The 19,007-nt window shown below is 35.2% G+C and carries 14 protein-coding genes; 2 read left to right on the top strand and 12 right to left on the bottom strand.

Annotation, left to right across the window (positions count from 1 at the left end; genetic code table 11):
- Window positions 1–28 precede the first annotated feature (28 nt).
- The 9 genes from MHI00_RS06030 to iolA all read right to left on the bottom strand — a co-directional run bounded on the left by MHI00_RS06030 (window position 29) and on the right by iolA (window position 13,593).
- Window positions 29–4,192, bottom strand: a complete 4,164-nt coding sequence (locus tag MHI00_RS06030; protein WP_341111974.1) for a hypothetical protein — start codon at window positions 4,190–4,192, stop codon at window positions 29–31.
- 207 nt (window positions 4,193–4,399) lie between these two features.
- Window positions 4,400–5,254, bottom strand: coding sequence for a class II fructose-1,6-bisphosphate aldolase (gene fba, locus MHI00_RS06025; protein WP_341111971.1), 855 nt, complete (start codon window positions 5,252–5,254; stop codon window positions 4,400–4,402).
- A 30-nt stretch (window positions 5,255–5,284) separates the two neighbouring features.
- The gene (iolG, locus tag MHI00_RS06020) at window positions 5,285–6,301 is read right to left on the bottom strand and encodes an inositol 2-dehydrogenase (protein WP_035063722.1); all 1,017 of its coding nucleotides are present in this window, start codon (window positions 6,299–6,301) and stop codon (window positions 5,285–5,287) included.
- A 29-nt stretch (window positions 6,302–6,330) separates the two neighbouring features.
- A complete protein-coding gene (iolE, locus tag MHI00_RS06015; RefSeq protein WP_010050761.1) occupies window positions 6,331–7,227 on the bottom strand; it encodes a myo-inosose-2 dehydratase in 897 nt (298 codons plus the stop codon).
- Between the two features lie 15 nt (window positions 7,228–7,242).
- A complete protein-coding gene (iolG, locus tag MHI00_RS06010; RefSeq protein ID WP_010050760.1) occupies window positions 7,243–8,265 on the bottom strand; it encodes an inositol 2-dehydrogenase in 1,023 nt (340 codons plus the stop codon).
- A 28-nt stretch (window positions 8,266–8,293) separates the two neighbouring features.
- Window positions 8,294–10,207, bottom strand: coding sequence for a 3D-(3,5/4)-trihydroxycyclohexane-1,2-dione acylhydrolase (decyclizing) (gene iolD, locus MHI00_RS06005; RefSeq protein ID WP_057000733.1), 1,914 nt, complete (start codon window positions 10,205–10,207; stop codon window positions 8,294–8,296).
- A 38-nt stretch (window positions 10,208–10,245) separates the two neighbouring features.
- The gene (gene iolC / locus MHI00_RS06000; protein WP_056999588.1) at window positions 10,246–11,211 is read right to left on the bottom strand and encodes a 5-dehydro-2-deoxygluconokinase; all 966 of its coding nucleotides are present in this window, start codon (window positions 11,209–11,211) and stop codon (window positions 10,246–10,248) included.
- Window positions 11,212–11,231: 20 nt separating this feature from the next.
- Entirely contained in the window at window positions 11,232–12,050 is an 819-nt protein-coding gene (gene iolB / locus MHI00_RS05995; protein ID WP_341111960.1) for a 5-deoxy-glucuronate isomerase, read from the bottom strand.
- 79 nt (window positions 12,051–12,129) lie between these two features.
- Window positions 12,130–13,593: a methylmalonate-semialdehyde dehydrogenase gene (gene iolA, locus MHI00_RS05990; RefSeq protein WP_010050756.1), complete on the bottom strand. Its 1,464-nt coding sequence runs from the start codon at window positions 13,591–13,593 to the stop codon at window positions 12,130–12,132.
- A 330-nt stretch (window positions 13,594–13,923) separates the two neighbouring features.
- Between iolA and MHI00_RS05985 the strand changes: the two genes are divergently transcribed.
- Window positions 13,924–14,682 (top strand): DeoR/GlpR family DNA-binding transcription regulator, encoded by a 759-nt coding sequence (locus tag MHI00_RS05985; protein WP_010050754.1) that lies wholly within the window; start codon window positions 13,924–13,926, stop codon window positions 14,680–14,682.
- A 14-nt stretch (window positions 14,683–14,696) separates the two neighbouring features.
- Entirely contained in the window at window positions 14,697–15,086 is a 390-nt protein-coding gene (locus MHI00_RS05980) for a tautomerase family protein (RefSeq protein ID WP_010050753.1), read from the top strand.
- A 77-nt stretch (window positions 15,087–15,163) separates the two neighbouring features.
- Here MHI00_RS05980 and MHI00_RS05975 read toward each other — a convergent pair whose 3' ends face one another.
- The 3 genes from MHI00_RS05975 to MHI00_RS05965 all read right to left on the bottom strand — a co-directional run bounded on the left by MHI00_RS05975 (window position 15,164) and on the right by MHI00_RS05965 (window position 18,773).
- Window positions 15,164–16,189 carry an ABC transporter permease gene (locus MHI00_RS05975; RefSeq protein WP_010050751.1) on the bottom strand — a complete coding sequence of 342 codons (1,026 nt, stop codon included), beginning with the start codon at window positions 16,187–16,189 and terminating at the stop codon, window positions 15,164–15,166.
- A 30-nt stretch (window positions 16,190–16,219) separates the two neighbouring features.
- On the bottom strand, window positions 16,220–17,737 hold the full coding sequence (locus MHI00_RS05970) for a sugar ABC transporter ATP-binding protein (RefSeq protein WP_010050749.1): 1,518 nt from the start codon (window positions 17,735–17,737) through the stop codon (window positions 16,220–16,222).
- Window positions 17,738–17,825: 88 nt separating this feature from the next.
- On the bottom strand, window positions 17,826–18,773 hold the full coding sequence (locus tag MHI00_RS05965) for a substrate-binding domain-containing protein (RefSeq protein WP_015076939.1): 948 nt from the start codon (window positions 18,771–18,773) through the stop codon (window positions 17,826–17,828).
- Window positions 18,774–19,007: the final 234 nt, after the last annotated feature.

Raw genomic sequence — 19,007 nt, 5'->3', positions numbered from 1 at the left:
AAAATAGCGCTGCTGAATTTCTCTACTATTAATGCCATTGGTCAAAAATTTTAACTACTTTCTTAACTAATGATAAGCCACCTTCCTCTTTCTTACGTTGACGCCATTCTGTACTACTAGCAATCGCAATCAATAGAACTCCACCTAGAATCAAATAAAACCACCAAGGTAAACTACTCCAAAAATGTCGTTGATTATAAACTAGGCTAATCGCTATTGTAGTCATTCCTACAATAAAGTAAGACTTAAATTTAAATATAAATCCCGTAATCATGCAAATTAATGCAGCAATAGAAAAAACAAGCAATTGACTCAGTGTTCCAACTTCTAGAGCCTGAACCATTAAAATACCCATACCAACAATTACATATCCCCATTCTAAAAGTAAATACTGTTGAGATACTTGCCAGACACGGCGTAAAATTAAACTCAGAATAATAAAAGCAACCGCAATTTGTGCTGTTTTATAGAGAGGCTGGTAAAGACTAGCTTCAAAGTAACGCAACATCCAATAACTTAAATCAGAAATGCTTAAATAGAATGCTGTTTTAGTAATTAAAAGAATCATTGGTTGCTGTTTTTGTTTAGTCAGCATATACAAGAAGACAGTTGTAAATATAATAATAGCCAGTTCATAGATGACTTTATTATCACTCCATACTAATTGTCTTAAACTGAGAACTCCGACAAACAATCCAATTAAACCACTGTATTTGTACCCTTTAAAATGGAATTTATACCCAATTAAATAGCAAAGTAAACTAAATACTGTGAAACTTAAAAATTGCTTGATCGTGCCAGTCCATAATGCTTCTTGTAGCAAGATCATTAATCCTAATGCTACTATAGCCCATTCAACTTTTAATTGTTTTTCTGAAAGATGCCAAACATAACGAAGAATTAAAGAAACGACGATTAAACTGACTGTCACTTTCAGAGTTAAAACAGCTGGAATAGTTACAAATTTTTGTCCATAATGAATTCCCCAATAACAAAAATCCAATACACTGACTAGAAATGCTGTTTGTAAGATAGCTTTCTCCACTTTCCCCATTGTTTGTCGGGCAAATAGATAGGTATAGCACATGAAAAATAAAATTAAGCAAGCTTCTAAAAGAACCGCTCCCTCGATATAAAGTTGTATCCTTAGATAACTAATACCAACTAATGTCACAATTAAATTAGGACTGAATTGAAGTGGATTAACTGAAAGTAACGCTGCTTTTTTTAACCAAGTTAGAATCCCATTGATAACTAAAAATAGCAACAACGTTATGAAATACCACTTAAATTCTAAAACGTGTACATGCCACGCGATTAAAGTAAACCAACCTAGTAATTGACCAATTTTCAACCCTTTTAATGGATAATCCTTTAAATAATCGCACAATAAGAACCATAAAAACAGACTAACTATAAATGCTCCCCACATAATATGCTCAAAATAAATAGGTGTATTGATGGCTAATGCAATTAAAGTTGCACCCATGCCTAACCAACTAGCTACTATTTTCAGCTGTGGAATGCCACGATAACATCCATAAAGTAGCAAAGCCATAATCAATGAAATGACCGGTCCGTCTAGCCATGAAAAGCTAGCAAGTTGCCCTAGACTCATTAGAAAAAGAGTCATTAAGCTACTATTTATGCCTAAATAACTAAATTTAGATTGAATAGGACCTTCATTGATAGTAACCATTAATAACCAGCCATAACAAATCAATGGTAGCAAATAAATAATTGGAGCTGTTAACCATTGATTAAAACTTACTATACTTCCTAGGCTGACTAAAAATAAACTATGCATCCCCCAATGTACAGATTGTTTCAACTCCTTAATTAAAGGTGCGTTTCCTTTTAACTTCCAACTAACAATACCAAATAAAACGGCAATCACTTGGCTATATAAAATTATACCCATTGGTGTAACCTTGATTAGATGTAAGGGATATAAACTACTTAGCCCACTAAATAAAACTATTCCAATTGCACTAACTTTTACCGACAAATGAGATCTTAATAAATAACTAAACAAAATACCTAAAAGTAATACTCCAATGTTCAACCAAGTTCCTTCTATTAAATTTAGTTGAACAACTAAACTGATTAAACTCACTAAATAAATTACACTAGCTACTACTATGCTACTAGCAGCCAAAATAGTTTGCTTAAAGTGAGTCAGAACAAAACTTAAAATCAGAAGGACTAAAGAAAATCCAGCAATCGCTAACCCATAGTTTTCTACATTTTTTACTAATGGTAATAAACTTATAACTAATGAAGTAGGAATTCCCCATTCTAGTAGCGGCCTGCTTTTTTCTTTTTCTACTAATTTGAAATAAATGGTTGTTCCTAAAATGACACTCCACAAAATAACTAACCAAAATGTTTGTTCCCAAGCGGTAAGTAGCCAGAAAATCTTCGTTAAAGTACTTAAATACCAAATTAAACTAGCTGAACCTAACATTAATTTAGATTGAATGAATGGTTTTCTTAAGAAAATCAAACTATAGCCAATGATACTGCTAATCAATAATAGGCACTGCCCAAAAATACCGTCTACTTGCATGAGCGTCAAACAACTTGCAATCGTTAGATAACTCATTCCGTAAAAATAGAAACAAGTAAATTTACTGTTTGTTAACTTCATAAATTGATAACTACCACCTAGGAATATCAAAGCTGCTACGCCTAAGAAAAGTTGATCAATAAATGGCTCCTTTAAATTTAAAGCTAATAGACTAAAGCCATATAACGTTCCGTAAATTAATGTAACTAGACCTGAAGCCCAAACTTGACGTTTAATAAAAATAACTGATATTACTTGCAGTCTTTTTATTTTGCTTAACCAAAGAAAAGTGCTACTCAGCACAGCCATAACAACGACCGCTATACTTGGTGAGACTGGATAAGAAAGCAGTAAACTAATCAGTATCCCTATATTTAAAAAAATATTTCCAATAATTTGTAATGCTAAATTTTCTTTTTTCAACTGGAGACTTAGACTAAAAAACAAGATTCCATAAAGTCCAAAATTAACAACTGTTAAAAAATTAGCCTGAATAGTCGTCAACAACCAAATACTACTGATTGAGAGGCTGCTAATTTGAAAAACTATTAGTTCCTTTTCGAAAAAATGGATTAAAGTCTGAATTTTTTTTTGTTTAATGATTCTACTTAAGCTAATCACTAATAACAATAATCCTAAACTAAATAGACGATACCTTGTATAACCCGTCAGAGCCAATACTAAGAAGACCATAAAGCTATAGACAAAGAGTAACGTAATCCACTTAAATAACTTAGATTCATATTTTTTAGCCACACTACCATAAATAGCTATAAAGATTCCAGTGACTATCACACCTAACCAATCTCGCCCCTCTCCTGTTAAAGAAAAAAAGGAACCAAATAACTCATAATAAGCGGAACTGACCACGCTGATTGGTAGAAATAAAAAAGCCAGTGCCATAAAAGCAAAACTCGTTTGCTTAATTTTTAATTTCTGTGCAACAACGCCCATACCCCCAAAAACAATTGAAACTGATAAAATAAATAAGACCTTAATTACTGGGGCAAACATAAACCAACTTGTTGTAGCTAATACAAGTCCACCTAACAAAAGTAAAACAACCCCTGTAGATAAAATAAATGAAAGATTGCGACTACGCTGTTGCTCTTTTGTTAATGGTTCTGCTTTTGAAGGTGTTTTTTCGTGATTTACAGAAATATTTTGTCTAGGTTCTTGAATTATTTTTTCAGCTTTAGCTTCAAAATCAACCTGAGATTCATCAGGTTCTATCTGATGGGAATTTGTTTTACCAACTAAACTATTAAGAAAAGCTCGACGTTCTTCTTCTTTCGTTGAACTATATTTTGTTTGGACTATTTTTTTACGATCAATAGATTCTAGCGGCTCTTTAGGTCCAACAGCTCCAATTTGCGAACGTCGTTTAGGAAACTCTTTCGAAATGGCTTGTTTTTTTAATACCTCCTTATTAGGAATCTCTACTTCACTGCTCACTTTATCTTTTTGATCTTCCACATAGCGCAAGTAAGCTTCCGTTACTTGCTGACTCACATAAGCACCCAAATATTTTTTAGTTTTTAATTCTTCTATTTCTTCTAAGAAAATCAATTGCCGAGCTTTTCTCGACTTGTCTTCCTCTTCATTATCTACCAAATAGTCCAACTCCTTCTCCATATATTCACTGCTTTTAGTTTACAGCTTTCATTAATAGCATACATTATTTCATAAATTAAGGCTATTTATTTTTTTATATTTCCACAACTAAAAAATAAGTATTTTTAGCCTTCTCAGACTAAAAATACTTATTTTCACTTTTATTTACTGCAAGATAGTTTAAAAATTTAGTCCATTCCACAAACCAGGCTCTTTTCAAAAAACACGATTATTCTTAAACTCTCTAATTTTTTCTTTTACAACTTTGCCAAGAGCTTCTTTAGCTGGCAATAAAATCTCTTGAGGATTATAGCTTTCAGGATTCTTCATGAAACTTGCTTTTACAGATTGCGCCCAAACTTGATTTAATTCTGTATTTATATTTATTTTAGCATGCCCAAGCTCAATGGCTTTTTTGATTTGTTCCTTTGGAATTCCAGAAGCCCCATGTAAAACTAAAGGAATACTTGTCGCCTGTGAAATTTCCAGCATTTCAGTAAAACCAAGAACTGGTTCACCATGATAAGCTCCATGAACTGACCCTAAAGCCGCAGCTAAAGCGTCAATTTGCGTTTCCTCAACCATCCTGCAACAATCAGTTAAACGAGCATATTGAATTCCACCAGTAATGCCATCTTCGACTCCACCGACTGATCCAACCTCTGCCTCAACCGATACTCCCTTTAAATGGGCGTAATCAACTACTTGCTTAGTTAACTTAATATTCTTTTCTATCGGATATTTTGAACCATCAAACATAACTGATGAAAAACCAGCATCAATTGCAGCAAAACACTTTGCAACACTTTGACCATGGTCTAAATGCAAGACAACTGGATTTGTCACGTTTAAGGTTTGAATTAATCCTCTTACAAGAGTGACCACCATCTTAAAGCCACCTAGATAATCAATAACTCGATCAGAAGCAGCAAGAATAACTGGTGCATTTTCTTCCTGAGCTGCTGCTATGATTGCTTGAGCCCATTGGTAACCATTGATATTAAACTGGGCAATGGCATAGTGTTTCTGTTTTGCCTCTTTTACTAGCTCAGTCATTGGAACCAGTCCCATTTCACCACTTCCTTTCCTATAATATTCTCGCTACTTTATTAATTTAGTTACTCTGACAGGCTTCCCTGTTGTTAATGAGAGCTTTGCAGCTTGTGCAATTCTTTGTGCCATAATCCCATCTTCAAAACTACAAGGTACCGCTTTATCCTTTTGAATTGCTTCAAAAAATTCTTGAACCTCACGAATATAGGCTTCGTTATAACGCTCTAAGAAAAAGTGTAAAGGTTGGTCTAATTCAACACCACTATTTGTAGATAATTTGGCAAGTGTCTCTGTTTCATTGCCAATCTCAACAGCTCCATTTGAACCAAATGCCTCTACACGCTGATCATAACCATAGACTGCTTTTCGACTATTATCAATCACACCTAACGCTCCATTGGCAAACTTCAAGGTAATAATGGCCGTATCGACATCTCCAAGACTAGCAAATTCTGGATTAATTAAAGCCGCACCTTGGACATAAACTTCTTCAACTTCTGATCCAGACACAAAACGTGCCATATCAAAATCATGAATAGCCATATCCATGAAAAGCCCACCTGAACTTTTCACATAGTCTAAACCTGGTGGTTCTGGATCTCGCGAAGTAATTTTCAAAATATGCAACTCGCCAATTTTACCAGTCGCAACACACTTTTTGACACGATCAAAATTTTTATCAAAGCGACGGTTAAATCCAATCTGTAATTTGACTCCTGCTTTTTCAACAGCTTTAAAGGCTTCTATTGTCTCTTCATCTGAAAAACTAATCGGTTTCTCGCAAAAAATATTTTTCCCCGCTTTAGCAGCAGCTTTAATCATAGTTGTATGGGTATCCGTTGGCGAACAAATAAAAACACAATTAATTTCGGCATCGTTAAAAATTATTTCATGATTTGACACTAGCTGCTCGATACCTAATTTTTCTGCCCAGTCCTTTGCATGTTCACTATAAGGATCAGCAACCGTTTTCACTCGAACACCTGCCATTTTTAACATATTCTCCACATGCAAGCGTCCAATTCTTCCTGCTCCAATCACACCTATAACGATATTTTCTGACATATTTTCAATCCTTTCTTTTAACAACCTTTTTAAATTTTGCATTCTTTTTTTAGATAGTTTCGTGCTTTCAGTGCATATTCAAAGGGATTGGCTACCGCCGGATCTTGTTCAGCCTCAACAACAATCCAACCTGTATAATTCGCTTTTTCAATTTCACTCATAATCGGTTTAAAATCAATTACTCCATCGCCAGGCACTGTAAACGCACCCTGTTTAACTGCACTTAAGAAAGAATTATTTTCAGCTTTTACTTCCTGTGTTACAGTATCTCGAATATCTTTAAAGTGAATATGTTTAATTCGATCTTGGTAGGCCTTATAAATTTGAAGCGGGTTTTCACCTGAAAAAACAAGATGCCCTGTATCAAATAATAAAGATACCTTTGTAGGATCTGTTTCTTTCATTAAATGATCAATTTCAGCCGTTGTTTGTACTCCAGTTCCCATATGATGGTGATACACAATCTCCATGTCTTTTTCGTGAGCTAATTCTCCTAGCGCTTCTAGACCTTCTGTTAATTTTACCCATTCTGCATCGGTAAATTGCGGTTTATCTTTAAATAATGGCGTGTCCATTTTCCCTTGGATACTGTGACCTTGTTCGGCAACAACGATTACTTTTGCGCCCATTGCCCAAAGAAAATCACGATGTTGAATAAATGCTTCAGCTGTTTCAGTATAAGGTTTAGTCGTTAAAAACGTACTAAACCAAGCACTAGCTACCTCTAAATTTCTTAGCTTTAATTTTTCTTGCAAAGCTTTTGGGTCTTTAGGATACTTATTGCCTATTTCTGTCCCAGTAAAACCAGCTAAAGCCATCTCACTAATGCACTGTTCAAAGCTGTTTTCGCTCCCTAATTCAGGCATATCATCATTCGTCCAAGCAATCGGTGCAATCCCTAATTTAATTTTAGGTTGATTCGTCATTCTTTCTCCTACTTTCTACTTTAATTCAATTAATTGATTTTTTTCAAAAGATTCTTTACAAGCCAGCGCTACTTTAGTCGCTTGTAACCCATCATAACTCGTTACTTCTGGTTGTTTTTCAGTTAAAATACACTCAATAAATTCTTTCATTTCAGTAATGAAAGCCCCAGCAAAGCGCTCAGGAAAATCTTGAGAGCAAGGACGAACAACCCCATTACTATTCAAAACAGTGACTAAATTTTTTTCAGGAAAATTCGCAATTCTCAGCATACCTTTTGTTCCAATTAGTTCCGTTTCAACATGATAGCCATGGGCACAATTACGTCCAGCAACTAAAAGCCCCATTGTTTTATCCGTCAATTGCAACATAGCTGCCCCTGTCTCCAACTCATTAACTTGATCTAATTCTGGATAAGCAGCATTTTTGCCAATTGCCCAAACTTTAGCTACTTCTGCCTTAGTAAACCAACGTACCAAATCAATATCATGGATTGACATATCTGCAAATAAACCACCACTATTGCTAGCCCCTGCAAACTTTACAAAGCTTTCCATCCCTGAACTAGGATCAATTCCATAACAACGAACAACAGTCAATTCACCTAGTTCGCCAGCCTCAACTAATTCTTTTGCATAACGATAAGAGTCATCATAACGTCGCATAAATCCTAACATAAAAATCTGTTTTGGATGACGATTAATTACATCCATCGTAGCTTGAATTTCTTCTAAATCTAGACCAATTGGTTTTTCACTATATACATGCAGCCCTTTCTCTAAAGCTGCATTAATTTGTTGGCAGTGATAGCCCGATGGCGAAGCAATCGCCACCGCATCCAGTTCAGAATCTGCAATCATTTCCGCATAATTTGCATAACCTTTTTCAACACCTAATTCTGTTTTAGCATAAATTAATTCTTCTTCATTTAAACTACAGGCTGCATATAACTGACAATTTGGTACATTTTGTGCCAAATTTTGTGCATGAATTTTTCCTAAACGCCCTAATCCAACAATGCCTACTTTTATTGTTCTCAATTCAACACCCCTTCGCTGTCTTTTATAGTCAATAATCCCGAGCTTGCTTTAACATTTCTTGTTTCTTTTGATAATAAGATTTCGTTGTATTGCCTTCGCTAACTTCTGCAACACCAACATTCCACCAGCTTTCATACCCATCTGTCATCGTCTTTGGTAGAACTTTAATATCAATTAATGTTGAAACAGTTTGTTTTTGTGCATCTTCCAATGCTGCTTTAAGCTCATTTAGGGTTCGAACCGTATAGGATTTTGCGCCGTAACCTGCTGCAACCATTGCAAAATCAATCTTCATTAAGCTATCATCTGGTTTTCTAAATTCCGTTCCAAAACTTTGACTACCATTCCCCATTTGTAAGTTATTAATACAACCAAATCCAGAATTATCAAATAAAAGAATCGTGATTTTTTGTTGATACTGGATACTTGTAATAAATTCAGAATGTAACATATGAAAACTACCATCCCCAATCATCGCATAAACTTCCTGATTAGGATGGGCAAGTTTCGCCCCTAAAGTTCCGGCAATTTCATAGCCCATACAAGAATACCCATACTCAACATGGTATGTGTTTGGCTTTTTAGGTTGCCAAATTCGTTGCAAGTCACCAGGCAATGAACCCGCAGCCCCAACAATAATGCTGTCTTCTTGTACAAAGTCATTAATAGCAAGTAGCGCAGTCGTTTGTGGCAATTCTGTTTTTAGGCTTTGAGCGTAATCATTTAGCTTATCCTGGGTAAATTGTTCCGAAATTTCTGGCACAAAGTCCTGTTGTTTAAATTCTATTTGGCTCAAGCGCTGCCGTTCCATTTGCCATTCTTTTTTTAAGGCCTCGATTTCATGATTAAATTCAGCATGATACTCCTCTAGTTGTTCTAAAAGTAAACGTAGTGTCTCTTTTGCATCTGCAACGACTTGAAAAGAATCTAATTTATAAGCCTGCATTCTGCTAACATTAATCGATAAAAATTGCTTTTCTTCATTTGCAAAAATGGATTTGGATCCAGTTGTGAAGTCTGTATAACGTGTTCCTACTCCAATCACTAAATCTGCTACATGGGCTGCTTTATTGGCTGCTAAAGTTCCTGTAACCCCAATGCCGCCTAGATTATTTTTAAAAGCTGCTTCAACCGTTGATTTCCCAGCTTGAGTTTCAACTAATGGAATTCCAAATTTCTCAGAAATTGTCATCAACTCTTCACGACAATCTGAATACTTCGCTCCACCGCCCACAATAATTAAAGGCTTTTTACTGTTGCGAATCAGTTCAATCGCTCCAATTAATTCCCGTTCTGTTGGTGCTTTTCGATCTAAATAATGGACTCTTTTATTAAAGAATTCAGCTGGGTAATCGTAAGCTTCCCCTTCAACATCCTGAGCTAAGCAAATAGTAACTGGACCAGCAGTCACTGGATTCGTCAACACTTCAAAAGCTCTAATTAAACTACTCATTACTTGTTCTGGTCTTGTGATTCGATCCCAATAACGCGATACTGGTTTTAAAGCATCATTAGTTGTAATCCCTGCGCTACTTTCTTGTTCAATTTGCTGTAGAACTGGATCGGGTTGTCTTGATGCAAATGTATCCCCTGGCAATAAAAGGACTGGAAGATTATTGGCTAACGCTGTTCCAGCAGCTGTAACTAAGTTCGCAGCTCCCGGACCTACAGACGTCGTAACAGCAAAAATCTTACGTCGCAGTTTTTCCTTACTAAAGGCAATGGCTGCTTGAGCCATTCCTTGTTCATTTTTACCTTGAATTATTTTTAGAGATCCTGGATTTTGTTCCAATGCCTGTCCAATGCCTAAAACATTACCATGTCCAAAAATATGAAAAACGCCGTCTACAAAAAGAGACTCCTTCCCATCAACAGAAAGGTATTGTTGATTTAAAAAACGTACCAAAGCTTGGGCTGTTGTCAGCCTGATTGTTTTTTTCATTCTCTCACCATCCTTGAATTCATTAGAAAACAGCTCAACTAGTCCTCTTGTTCCTGAATTAATTGTTCGATTTCTGCTACAGTTGGCATCGCTTCTGAAGAACTGTGTTTGCTAACAACAATCGCTGCAGAGGCACTGCCATACTTCAAAGCTTTTTCAATTCCTTTTCCACTATTTAATGCAAAGAGAAAGGCAGCAGCATAAGAATCCCCAGCACCAAAAGTTTTTAACACTTGTGTTTTATAGGCTTTCCCTTGATAAATTTCACCTGCTTTTGTATAGGCATATGAACCTTCAACACCATGTTTAATCACAATTAGTTCAGGTGAATGTTGGAATAAATAAGCAATTGTGGATTCATTCCTACCATTTACAATGTTTTCCATACTATCATATTCATCTCTTGTTCCAATCACAATATCTGCTTGTTCAGCAACTAAAGAATAATAAACCGCCGTTTCTGCTGGGTTTTTCCATGTGTAAGGACGATAATCCAGTTCAAAGACAACTTTTAACTGATTTTTTTTAGCCAAACTAACAGCTTTTAGCACGGCCTCCCTCGAAGGACTTTGGGCTAAAGCGGTTCCAGAAACGACTAACATTTCTGCTGATTTTAAATACTCCTCGTTAATTTCATTTGGTGTTAAATATAAATCTGCAACTTGTTCGCGATACATTAAAATACTGCATTCTTCTGGACTTTTAATTTCTGTAAAAGCTAAACCAGCCTTATGTCCTTCCGTATCAAGAATCATATTTGACGTATCAATACCACTTTTTTTCATATAATTTTCAATAAACCGGCCATGTTGATCATCAGGAATTTTTCCAATAAAGCCAACATTCAAACCAAGTTTTGCTGATCCAATCGCGATATTTGCCGGTGAACCTCCAACATACTTAGAAAAAGTCATCGTTTCTTCCATACCACGATTGTACTCAACTGCATTTAAGTCAATACAAGCTCGACCTAATGCAATCATATCAAAGTTCTTTTTTTTCATTCTTATTAGCTCCCTTTACTTTATTTACGATTTAAAATCCATTCATGTGCTGGATCATTATGAAACTGCCACTTTTTAATTGGTCCCGCCATGATGTTTAAATAATAAGATTCATAGCCATCAGGAACTCCAACGGGATGATAACCCTTGGGTACCACAACAACGTCTCCATTTTCAACTGTCATGGTTTCATCTAATGAACGGTCGTCTGTATAGACTCTTTGAAAAACAAATCCTTGCCTTGGGTTCATTTCATGGTAGTAGGTTTCTTCAAGTGAAGATTCCCTTGGCAAATCATTTTGATCATGTTTATGCGGTGGATAACTCGACCAATTCCCACTATCGGTTAGAACTTCAACTACTAGCAACGCATCTGAAATCGAAGATGTATCTGATAAAATAGTATGAACTAAACGTTTATTTTGGTACATACCACGATTTTCGATACTATTATCACTAGCTTTAATTAATTGAGTTGGTAATTTTTTTTCAGACGGTGCATAACAGAGAACAATCTTAGCCGCCGTTTTTGCTGTTACTCTAAATTTTTGTTGCGTGGATAGATAAACACTATCGGTTGGGATACGTTCAAAAACACTTTCTCTAGTGCCAATTTCTGAAAAATTTTCTGCAAAATCTGTTACAGTTATCTTGCCAGTTAAAGCAACAAGACAACATTCAAATTGCGTTAAACTCTCTTCGTAGCTGGCACCACTTTCCATTTCAATAATTTTCAAGCGAATATAAGTGAGTGGAGCATTTTTCTCACTAATTTCTTGAAGTAGCGTTACTCCTTCTGTCAATTCTTTGGATTTAGGTGGGTATAACAATTTGCTCATTTAAAGATATCTCCTTTAATAAAAAGTTTGTTGAGTCGGTTTAGCTCCGGCAAAAAGTTTGTTGAACTAGCAACTATTTTCATTCAAAACTAGCTTGCGGATAACGAGCTGTCACAACTTTTTTACGTGTATAAAAATCAACACTGTCTTTTCCATTTGCATGTAATGTTCCATAGAACGAATCTTTCCAACCTGAGAATGGGAAAAAGGCCATTGGAGCAGGTACTCCTAAATTGATACCTAACATCCCAGCATCAATTCTTTCGCGGAAATAACGAATAGCTCCGGCATTATTTGTAAACAAGCATGCACCATTAGCAAATTCTGATTGATTAGCAATCGCAACGGCTTCTTTTAAATTTTTCACTCGTATAATTGATAAGACTGGAGCAAATAGTTCATCTTTCCAAATTGTCATTTCGGTTGTCACTTGATCAAAAATAGTTGGTCCTACAAAGTAACCATCTGTCGGCACATTTTCACGTCCGTCTGTAACTAACTTTGCTCCTTCTTTAATCCCTGTTTCGATATATTTAAACGTTCTTTTTTGATTCTCTTCACGAATAACGGGACCAAGGAAAACCTCTTCTTCTAATCCATTTCCAATTTTAATATTTTTCGTTTCAGCAACTAATTGCTCCATAAATTGATCCGCAATACCTTCTTCAACAGTTACTACAGCTGCCGCCATACAACGTTCACCTGCTGAACCAAATGCTGCTGCTACAATAGCTGGTACAGTTTCTTTCAAATCAGCGTCATTTAATACAATTGTATGATTCTTAGCTCCAGTTAATGACTGAACCCGTTTTAAATGTTCACTCCCTTTGCGATAAATATATTGACCAACTGTTTTTGAACCAACAAATGAAATCGCTTTAATTTCAGGGTGTTCTAAGATTCCATTTACGACATCATGAGCGCCGTATATAACATTGAAGACACCTGCAGGTAAACCAGCTTCAGTGAAAAGCTCAACTAGTTTCTCTGTGAGTAATGGTGTTCGTTCAGAGGGTTTTAAAATAAAACTATTTCCACATGCAATTGCCATTGGGAACATCCAGCAAGGTACCATCATTGGGAAATTAAATGGAGTAATACCACCGACAACTCCAACTGGATAACGGTAATTAGCTGCTTCTACATCTGTAGCAATAGAAGCTAACGAATCCCCCATCATTAAACTCGGGGCTCCAGCCGCAAATTCAACATTCTCAATACCACGTTGTACCTCTCCTAAAGCTTCTTTTAAATTTTTTCCATTTTCAATTGTAATTAAACGTGCTAGTTCTAGTTTGTTACGAGTAATCAATTCTTGAAACTTAAATAAAATTCGAGCTCGCCTTGGAACAGCTACATTTTTCCATTTTTCAAATGCTGCCAAGCTTGCTTTCGTTGCCAGCTCAACATCTTCTTTTGTTGAAAGAGGCACTTGGCAAATAATTTCTTTTGTTGCTGGGTTCAAGACATCTTCGTAGTTTGATGTTTGGCTATTAACCCACTCCCCATTAATATAATTTTTTAATCTTCTAACCTCAACCATTCGTATTCCTCCTCATGTTTTTCTCAATCCAAAAGAAAGCGATTCCACAATAAATCAAATTAAATCTGATTTATTTGAAATTTACCTCACTATCTAATTGGTTATATCTTGGTTATATATTAACCTTAACTTAACCAATAGTCAATATATTTTATTTTATTATCCAACAAAAAAACCAAAAAAAATGCACATAATTAGTCAAAACTCTTTAAAATAAACAAACACAAGAAAACGAATCTGATTATTTGTTGATTAACTTTTGAGTATATGATATATTAGATATACTTATTAGTAAAAGTTAATGTGCATAAAGGGAGGATGCAAGAACATATGAAAATGAAAAGAATTCAAAAAATTGAAGAGTATATTCAAGAACATAAGCATGTTTCACTCAATGAATTATGCACTTACTTTAACGTATCAAAAAATACAATTCGGCGTGATATTCAGTATCTTGAAACTGAAGGACTTTTAGAAAAAGTTTATGGAGGCGTAATTGCAGCTAACTCTCAACTCATTCCATTTGAATCAAGAACTATTGAAAATAAGTTACAAAAAGAACTAATTGCTGCTAAGGCGGCATCCTTAATTGAAGAGAATGATTTAATTTTCATTGATTCTGGAACAACAACGAGCCATTTGCTAGATTCAGTTTCTCCAGCAATTCACTTTACAGTCTTAACAAATAATCTCGATATTATCAATAGTGCCGCTACCATGACAAATATCAATTTGGTTGTAGTTGGAACCACTTTTAAACGGCGGACTCGTTCTTTTGTTGAATTATCTGAAGAAACATTTTTATCTCGTTACAACATTAATAAAGCTTTTATGGCGGCAACGGGCGTCTCAATTGCCCACGGCTTAACAAATTCTGATCCCTTAGAATACGAAATAAAGAAATGGATTTCGGCCAAAACCAATCAACTTTATCTACTAGCTGACCTAACTAAATTCGATAAATCAACGCTTTTAACCTATTTAGAGCTTTCAAATATTGATGGCTTAATTACAACCAACATGCTTCCCCATGAGTATCAGCATTTTTGTAAGCAGCATCACATTCCAATATACTACCCATTAACCTAAAAGGAGAGATTTTTATGCCATTAATCCAGATTGATTTAATTGAAGGACGAACTGATAGTGAAATTAAACTACTATTGGATACCATCCATGAAGTTTTAGTTGAAACTTTTGAAATTCCAATAAATGACCGTTTCCAAATTCTACACCAACATTCTGCAAATGAAATGATTATTGAAGATACGGGCTTAGGCTTTAAACGTAGCCAAAACGTAGTCGTTCTTTCAATCACTAGTCGCCAAAGGAAAGAAAAACAAAAAGTGGACTTTTATCAAAAAGTAGTACAGGCACTAACTAATCGCTGTGGTATTGCACCCGAAGATGTTATGATTTCAATCACTATTAATGAACAAGCTGATTGGAGTTTCGGATTTGGACGAGCTCAATTCCTAACCGGCGAACTATAACTAAAATGAATAAATCAAAGATAGAACGAGGTTCGGATAAGCATCCTGGCCTCGTTCTTTTTTTATGCAATTCAACTTTATACCCGTCTATTTTTGCGCATATCGAGTACAACTGCTCCGATAATAATTCCACCTTGAATAATTTGTTGTACATATGCGTCTACTCCTAATAACGTAAACCCATTTGTTAATGTTCCTAAAATAAGCGCTCCAACTACAACTCCCCAAACGGTTCCAATTCCACCACTATGACTTGTTCCGCCAATTGTTGCTGCTGCAATAGCTGTCGTTTCATACATCGTTCCAGCTGCTGGTTGAATGGATCCACCAGTCCTACCTATATAAATTAAAGAAGAAATCCCTGCTAATACTCCTGATATTACATAAACTAAGACAAGATTTCTTTTGACATTTATTCCTGAAATCTCTGCTGCTTCAACATTACCACCAATTGCATAAATACTTTTCCCAAAAGAAGTATAATTCATTAGTACCCACATTAAGAAAATAATTACGCCATAAATTAAGACTGGAACTGGTAAGAAGCCAAAAATTCGATCTCCTAAAAAATCAATTGCTGGATTAATATTACTAATTGGCTTCCCTTTTGAAACCATCAAAGCCGCTCCCCTAACTGCTATTTGAGTCCCTAATGTAGCAATAAATGGAGGAATTCCTGTATAAGCAATCAAAGAGCCATTAATCAATCCAATCAGCGCACCAATAAGAATTGCAATTAGAATAGTCACAATAAATGGCGCTTGTCCCAATTGAGGGAAAACTTTATCAACCGCGTCTTTGGTTTGACTAATGGTACCTGCAACAATTCCAGCAAATGCCAACGTTGAACCAACAGATAAATCAATCCCCTTAGATACTAAGACAATAAATAATCCTAGAGCTAAAATACCATAAATAGACGTTTGTGTTAGTAAATTTAGAATATTGTTAAACGAAATAAAATTAGGATTGACTCCCGTCAAAATAATAACCATTCCAATTAAAACAAAAATAATAAGATATTTCTGTATAAAGGCTTTCCGATTGCCTTTTCTATCAACTACATTAGGCTCTTTCATTTCATGATTCTGTTGTTGTGCCATCCACTTCTCGCCCCTTTAATTTTTCTTTTTCTACTTGATTGGAAAATCATCTTTTTCTCCGCTAGCATATTCCAAAATTTCTTCTTGAGTTAAGTCTTTATTTTCTAAAATTCCTGTGATTTTACCCTCGTGCATCACCACAACTCGATCACTCATCCCTAAAATTTCTGGTAACTCTGACGAAACCATAATAATGCATTTTCCGGTATAAGCCATCGTTGAAATATTTCGATGAATTTCAGCTTTTGCCCCAACATCAATTCCACGAGTAGGTTCATCTAAAATCAATACTTCTGGTTTTGTTAGTAACCACTTAGCAATTAGTACCTTTTGTTGGTTTCCACCACTTAAATTCATAATAGCTGCATTAGCAGAAGGCGTTTTCACTTTTAAAGTTTCTATATAGTTTTCAGCTTCATCCGCCAAACGTTTATTATCCAATAAACCTATTTTATTTTTAAACGAATCAATGCTACTTGAAACAATATTATATCCAACTGAAAGCATTGGAAAAATCCCTGTTTTTCTACGATCCTCCGTCAAAAAAGCTAACTTGTTTTTAACAGCATCCCCTGCATTGTTTATGCTGACTTTCTTGCCATCCATATAGATTTCACCTGAAATTCTCGAACGAACTCCAAATAAAGATTCCATCACTTCAGACCGTCCAGCACCAACCAATCCAGCAAATCCTAGTATTTCACCTTCACGAACATCAAATGAAATATGATTAAAATGTTTGCCATCCGAAAAATCACGAATCTCAAATTTCACTTTACCAATCTCTGTTTTTTGCTTAGGAAATAGTTGATTAATATCTCTACCAACCATTAAGTTAATCATTTCTTGTGTACTTGTATCCTTTACCAAACGATCTGTCACATATTGTCCATCCCGTAAAACAGTTAAGGTATCACATATGGTTTGAATCTCGTCTAGTTTATGCGAAATATAAATAATACTACAATTTTCTGCTTTTAATTGCCGAATAATTTTATATAACTGTAACGTTTCTTTCTCCGTTAAAGAGGAAGTAGGTTCATCCATAATAATTAACTTAGCATTGTATGAAATTGCCTTAGCTAACTCAATCATTTGCATTTTCGCTACAGTTAAGTTCTTGATTAGCATTTTTGGATCTAATTTAGTTTGAATTCGATCTAAAACATCTAGGGTCATTTGATACATTTTTTTATGATCAATTAACCCAAATTTATTCTTAGGTTCTCTTCCTAACCAAATATTTTCCATAATACTTTTCTCTCTAACAGGGCTTAATTCTTGATGGATCATAGAGATACCCATTTCCAACGCTTCTGTAATCGTATAATTCTCAATATAGCGTCCATCAAACCAGATTTTACCTTTTGAAGGGGTATGCATGCCAATTAAGCATTTCATTAAAGTCGATTTTCCAGCTCCATTTTCGCCTAGTAAAGCGTGAACTTCACCAGGAGCAATTTTTAGTTGCACACCATTTAATGCTTTAACTCCTGGAAATTCCTTTTCGATATCCTCAACTCGTAATAAATAATTATCCGCTTCCATTTTCTCACTCCTTATAAATTTTGAAACAATAGGCTAGCCATCTGCCACTAATGACCAACCTAATTTCTCAAGATTTAGTCATCTGGACTCATTTAAATTCTGCTACATTTTCAGGTGTTACGAGTTTAAATGGAACGTATTTAATTGCTTCTTTAGGTGGTTTATTATCAAATACCGCTAAAATAGTATCTACAGCCCCACCTCCTTGACCTTTTGCATCTTGAAAGATTGTTGTAGCTAAATCACCAGACTCTACTGCATCTAAAGCATCGGGAATAGCGTCAATACCCGTAATTAAAATATCATTGCGTCCATTTTTTTTGGCGGCTTGAACAGCGCCTAATGCCATCTCATCATTATTCGCAATGATTGCTTTGACATCATCGCCATAAGTTGAAATCCAATTTTCAGCAATACTTAGAGCTTTATCTCTTTGCCATTCGCCTGTTTCTTTTGCTAAAATTTTATTTTTCGGGAATTTTCCAGCTGCCGTATCACTAACCCCTTTTGTTCGTTGGACAGCACCCTCATTTCCAAGAATCCCCATTAAAACAGTAATACCGCCTTCGCCATTTAATTGTTCGCCAATATAATCCATCTGCATAATCCCAGCTGTGATTTCATCTGATCCAACATAGTACACATCTTTTGGCATTTCTTTTTCTTTTCCAGCATAAGGATTGCGATTCACATAAACTAATGGAATGCCTGCATTTTGAGCGGCTTTCGTAATCGGACCCATTGCACTAGTATCTACGGGAACAACAATTAAGGCTGAAACCCCATTTTGAATTAATGTGTTCACTTGATCTTGTTGGGAAATTAAATCTTCTTTGGCATTTTCTACTTTTATATCAATTTTATTTTCTTTTGCTGTCTCTTTTGCCGCTTCTAAAATATACGTTTGAAATGTATCATTCAAATTGTTGATTGCATAACCAATTGTTTTTTCTTTATTCGAGCTCGAATCTGCTCCACAAGCTACCAAAAAAAATAAGGTAAACGACATCAGTAAAACTTTCCACATTTTTTTCATTCTATTTTCCCCTTTTTCTTATAATTTGATAAGACTTCATACCTTTTAGAGCTTTTACTACTTACCTCCTAACCATTTTTTACGATTAAATGTAAACCCTTTCAAATAGTTGTAAAAAAACAAAACGTAAACTTAACCAAATAATTAAATAATATAACCATTTATTGGTTAAGTGTTGATTATATTCTATTATTACTTAGCCAATTAGTCAAGATAATTTTTGCTCTTTGGCTT

The organism is Carnobacterium sp. FSL E2-0243 (genome assembly GCF_038003605.1).
GTDB classification, from domain to species: Bacteria; Bacillota; Bacilli; order Lactobacillales; family Carnobacteriaceae; genus Carnobacterium; species Carnobacterium maltaromaticum.
Note: the sequence above shows the minus strand (reverse complement) of the source record. Positions and strands in the feature narration are given on the sequence as shown.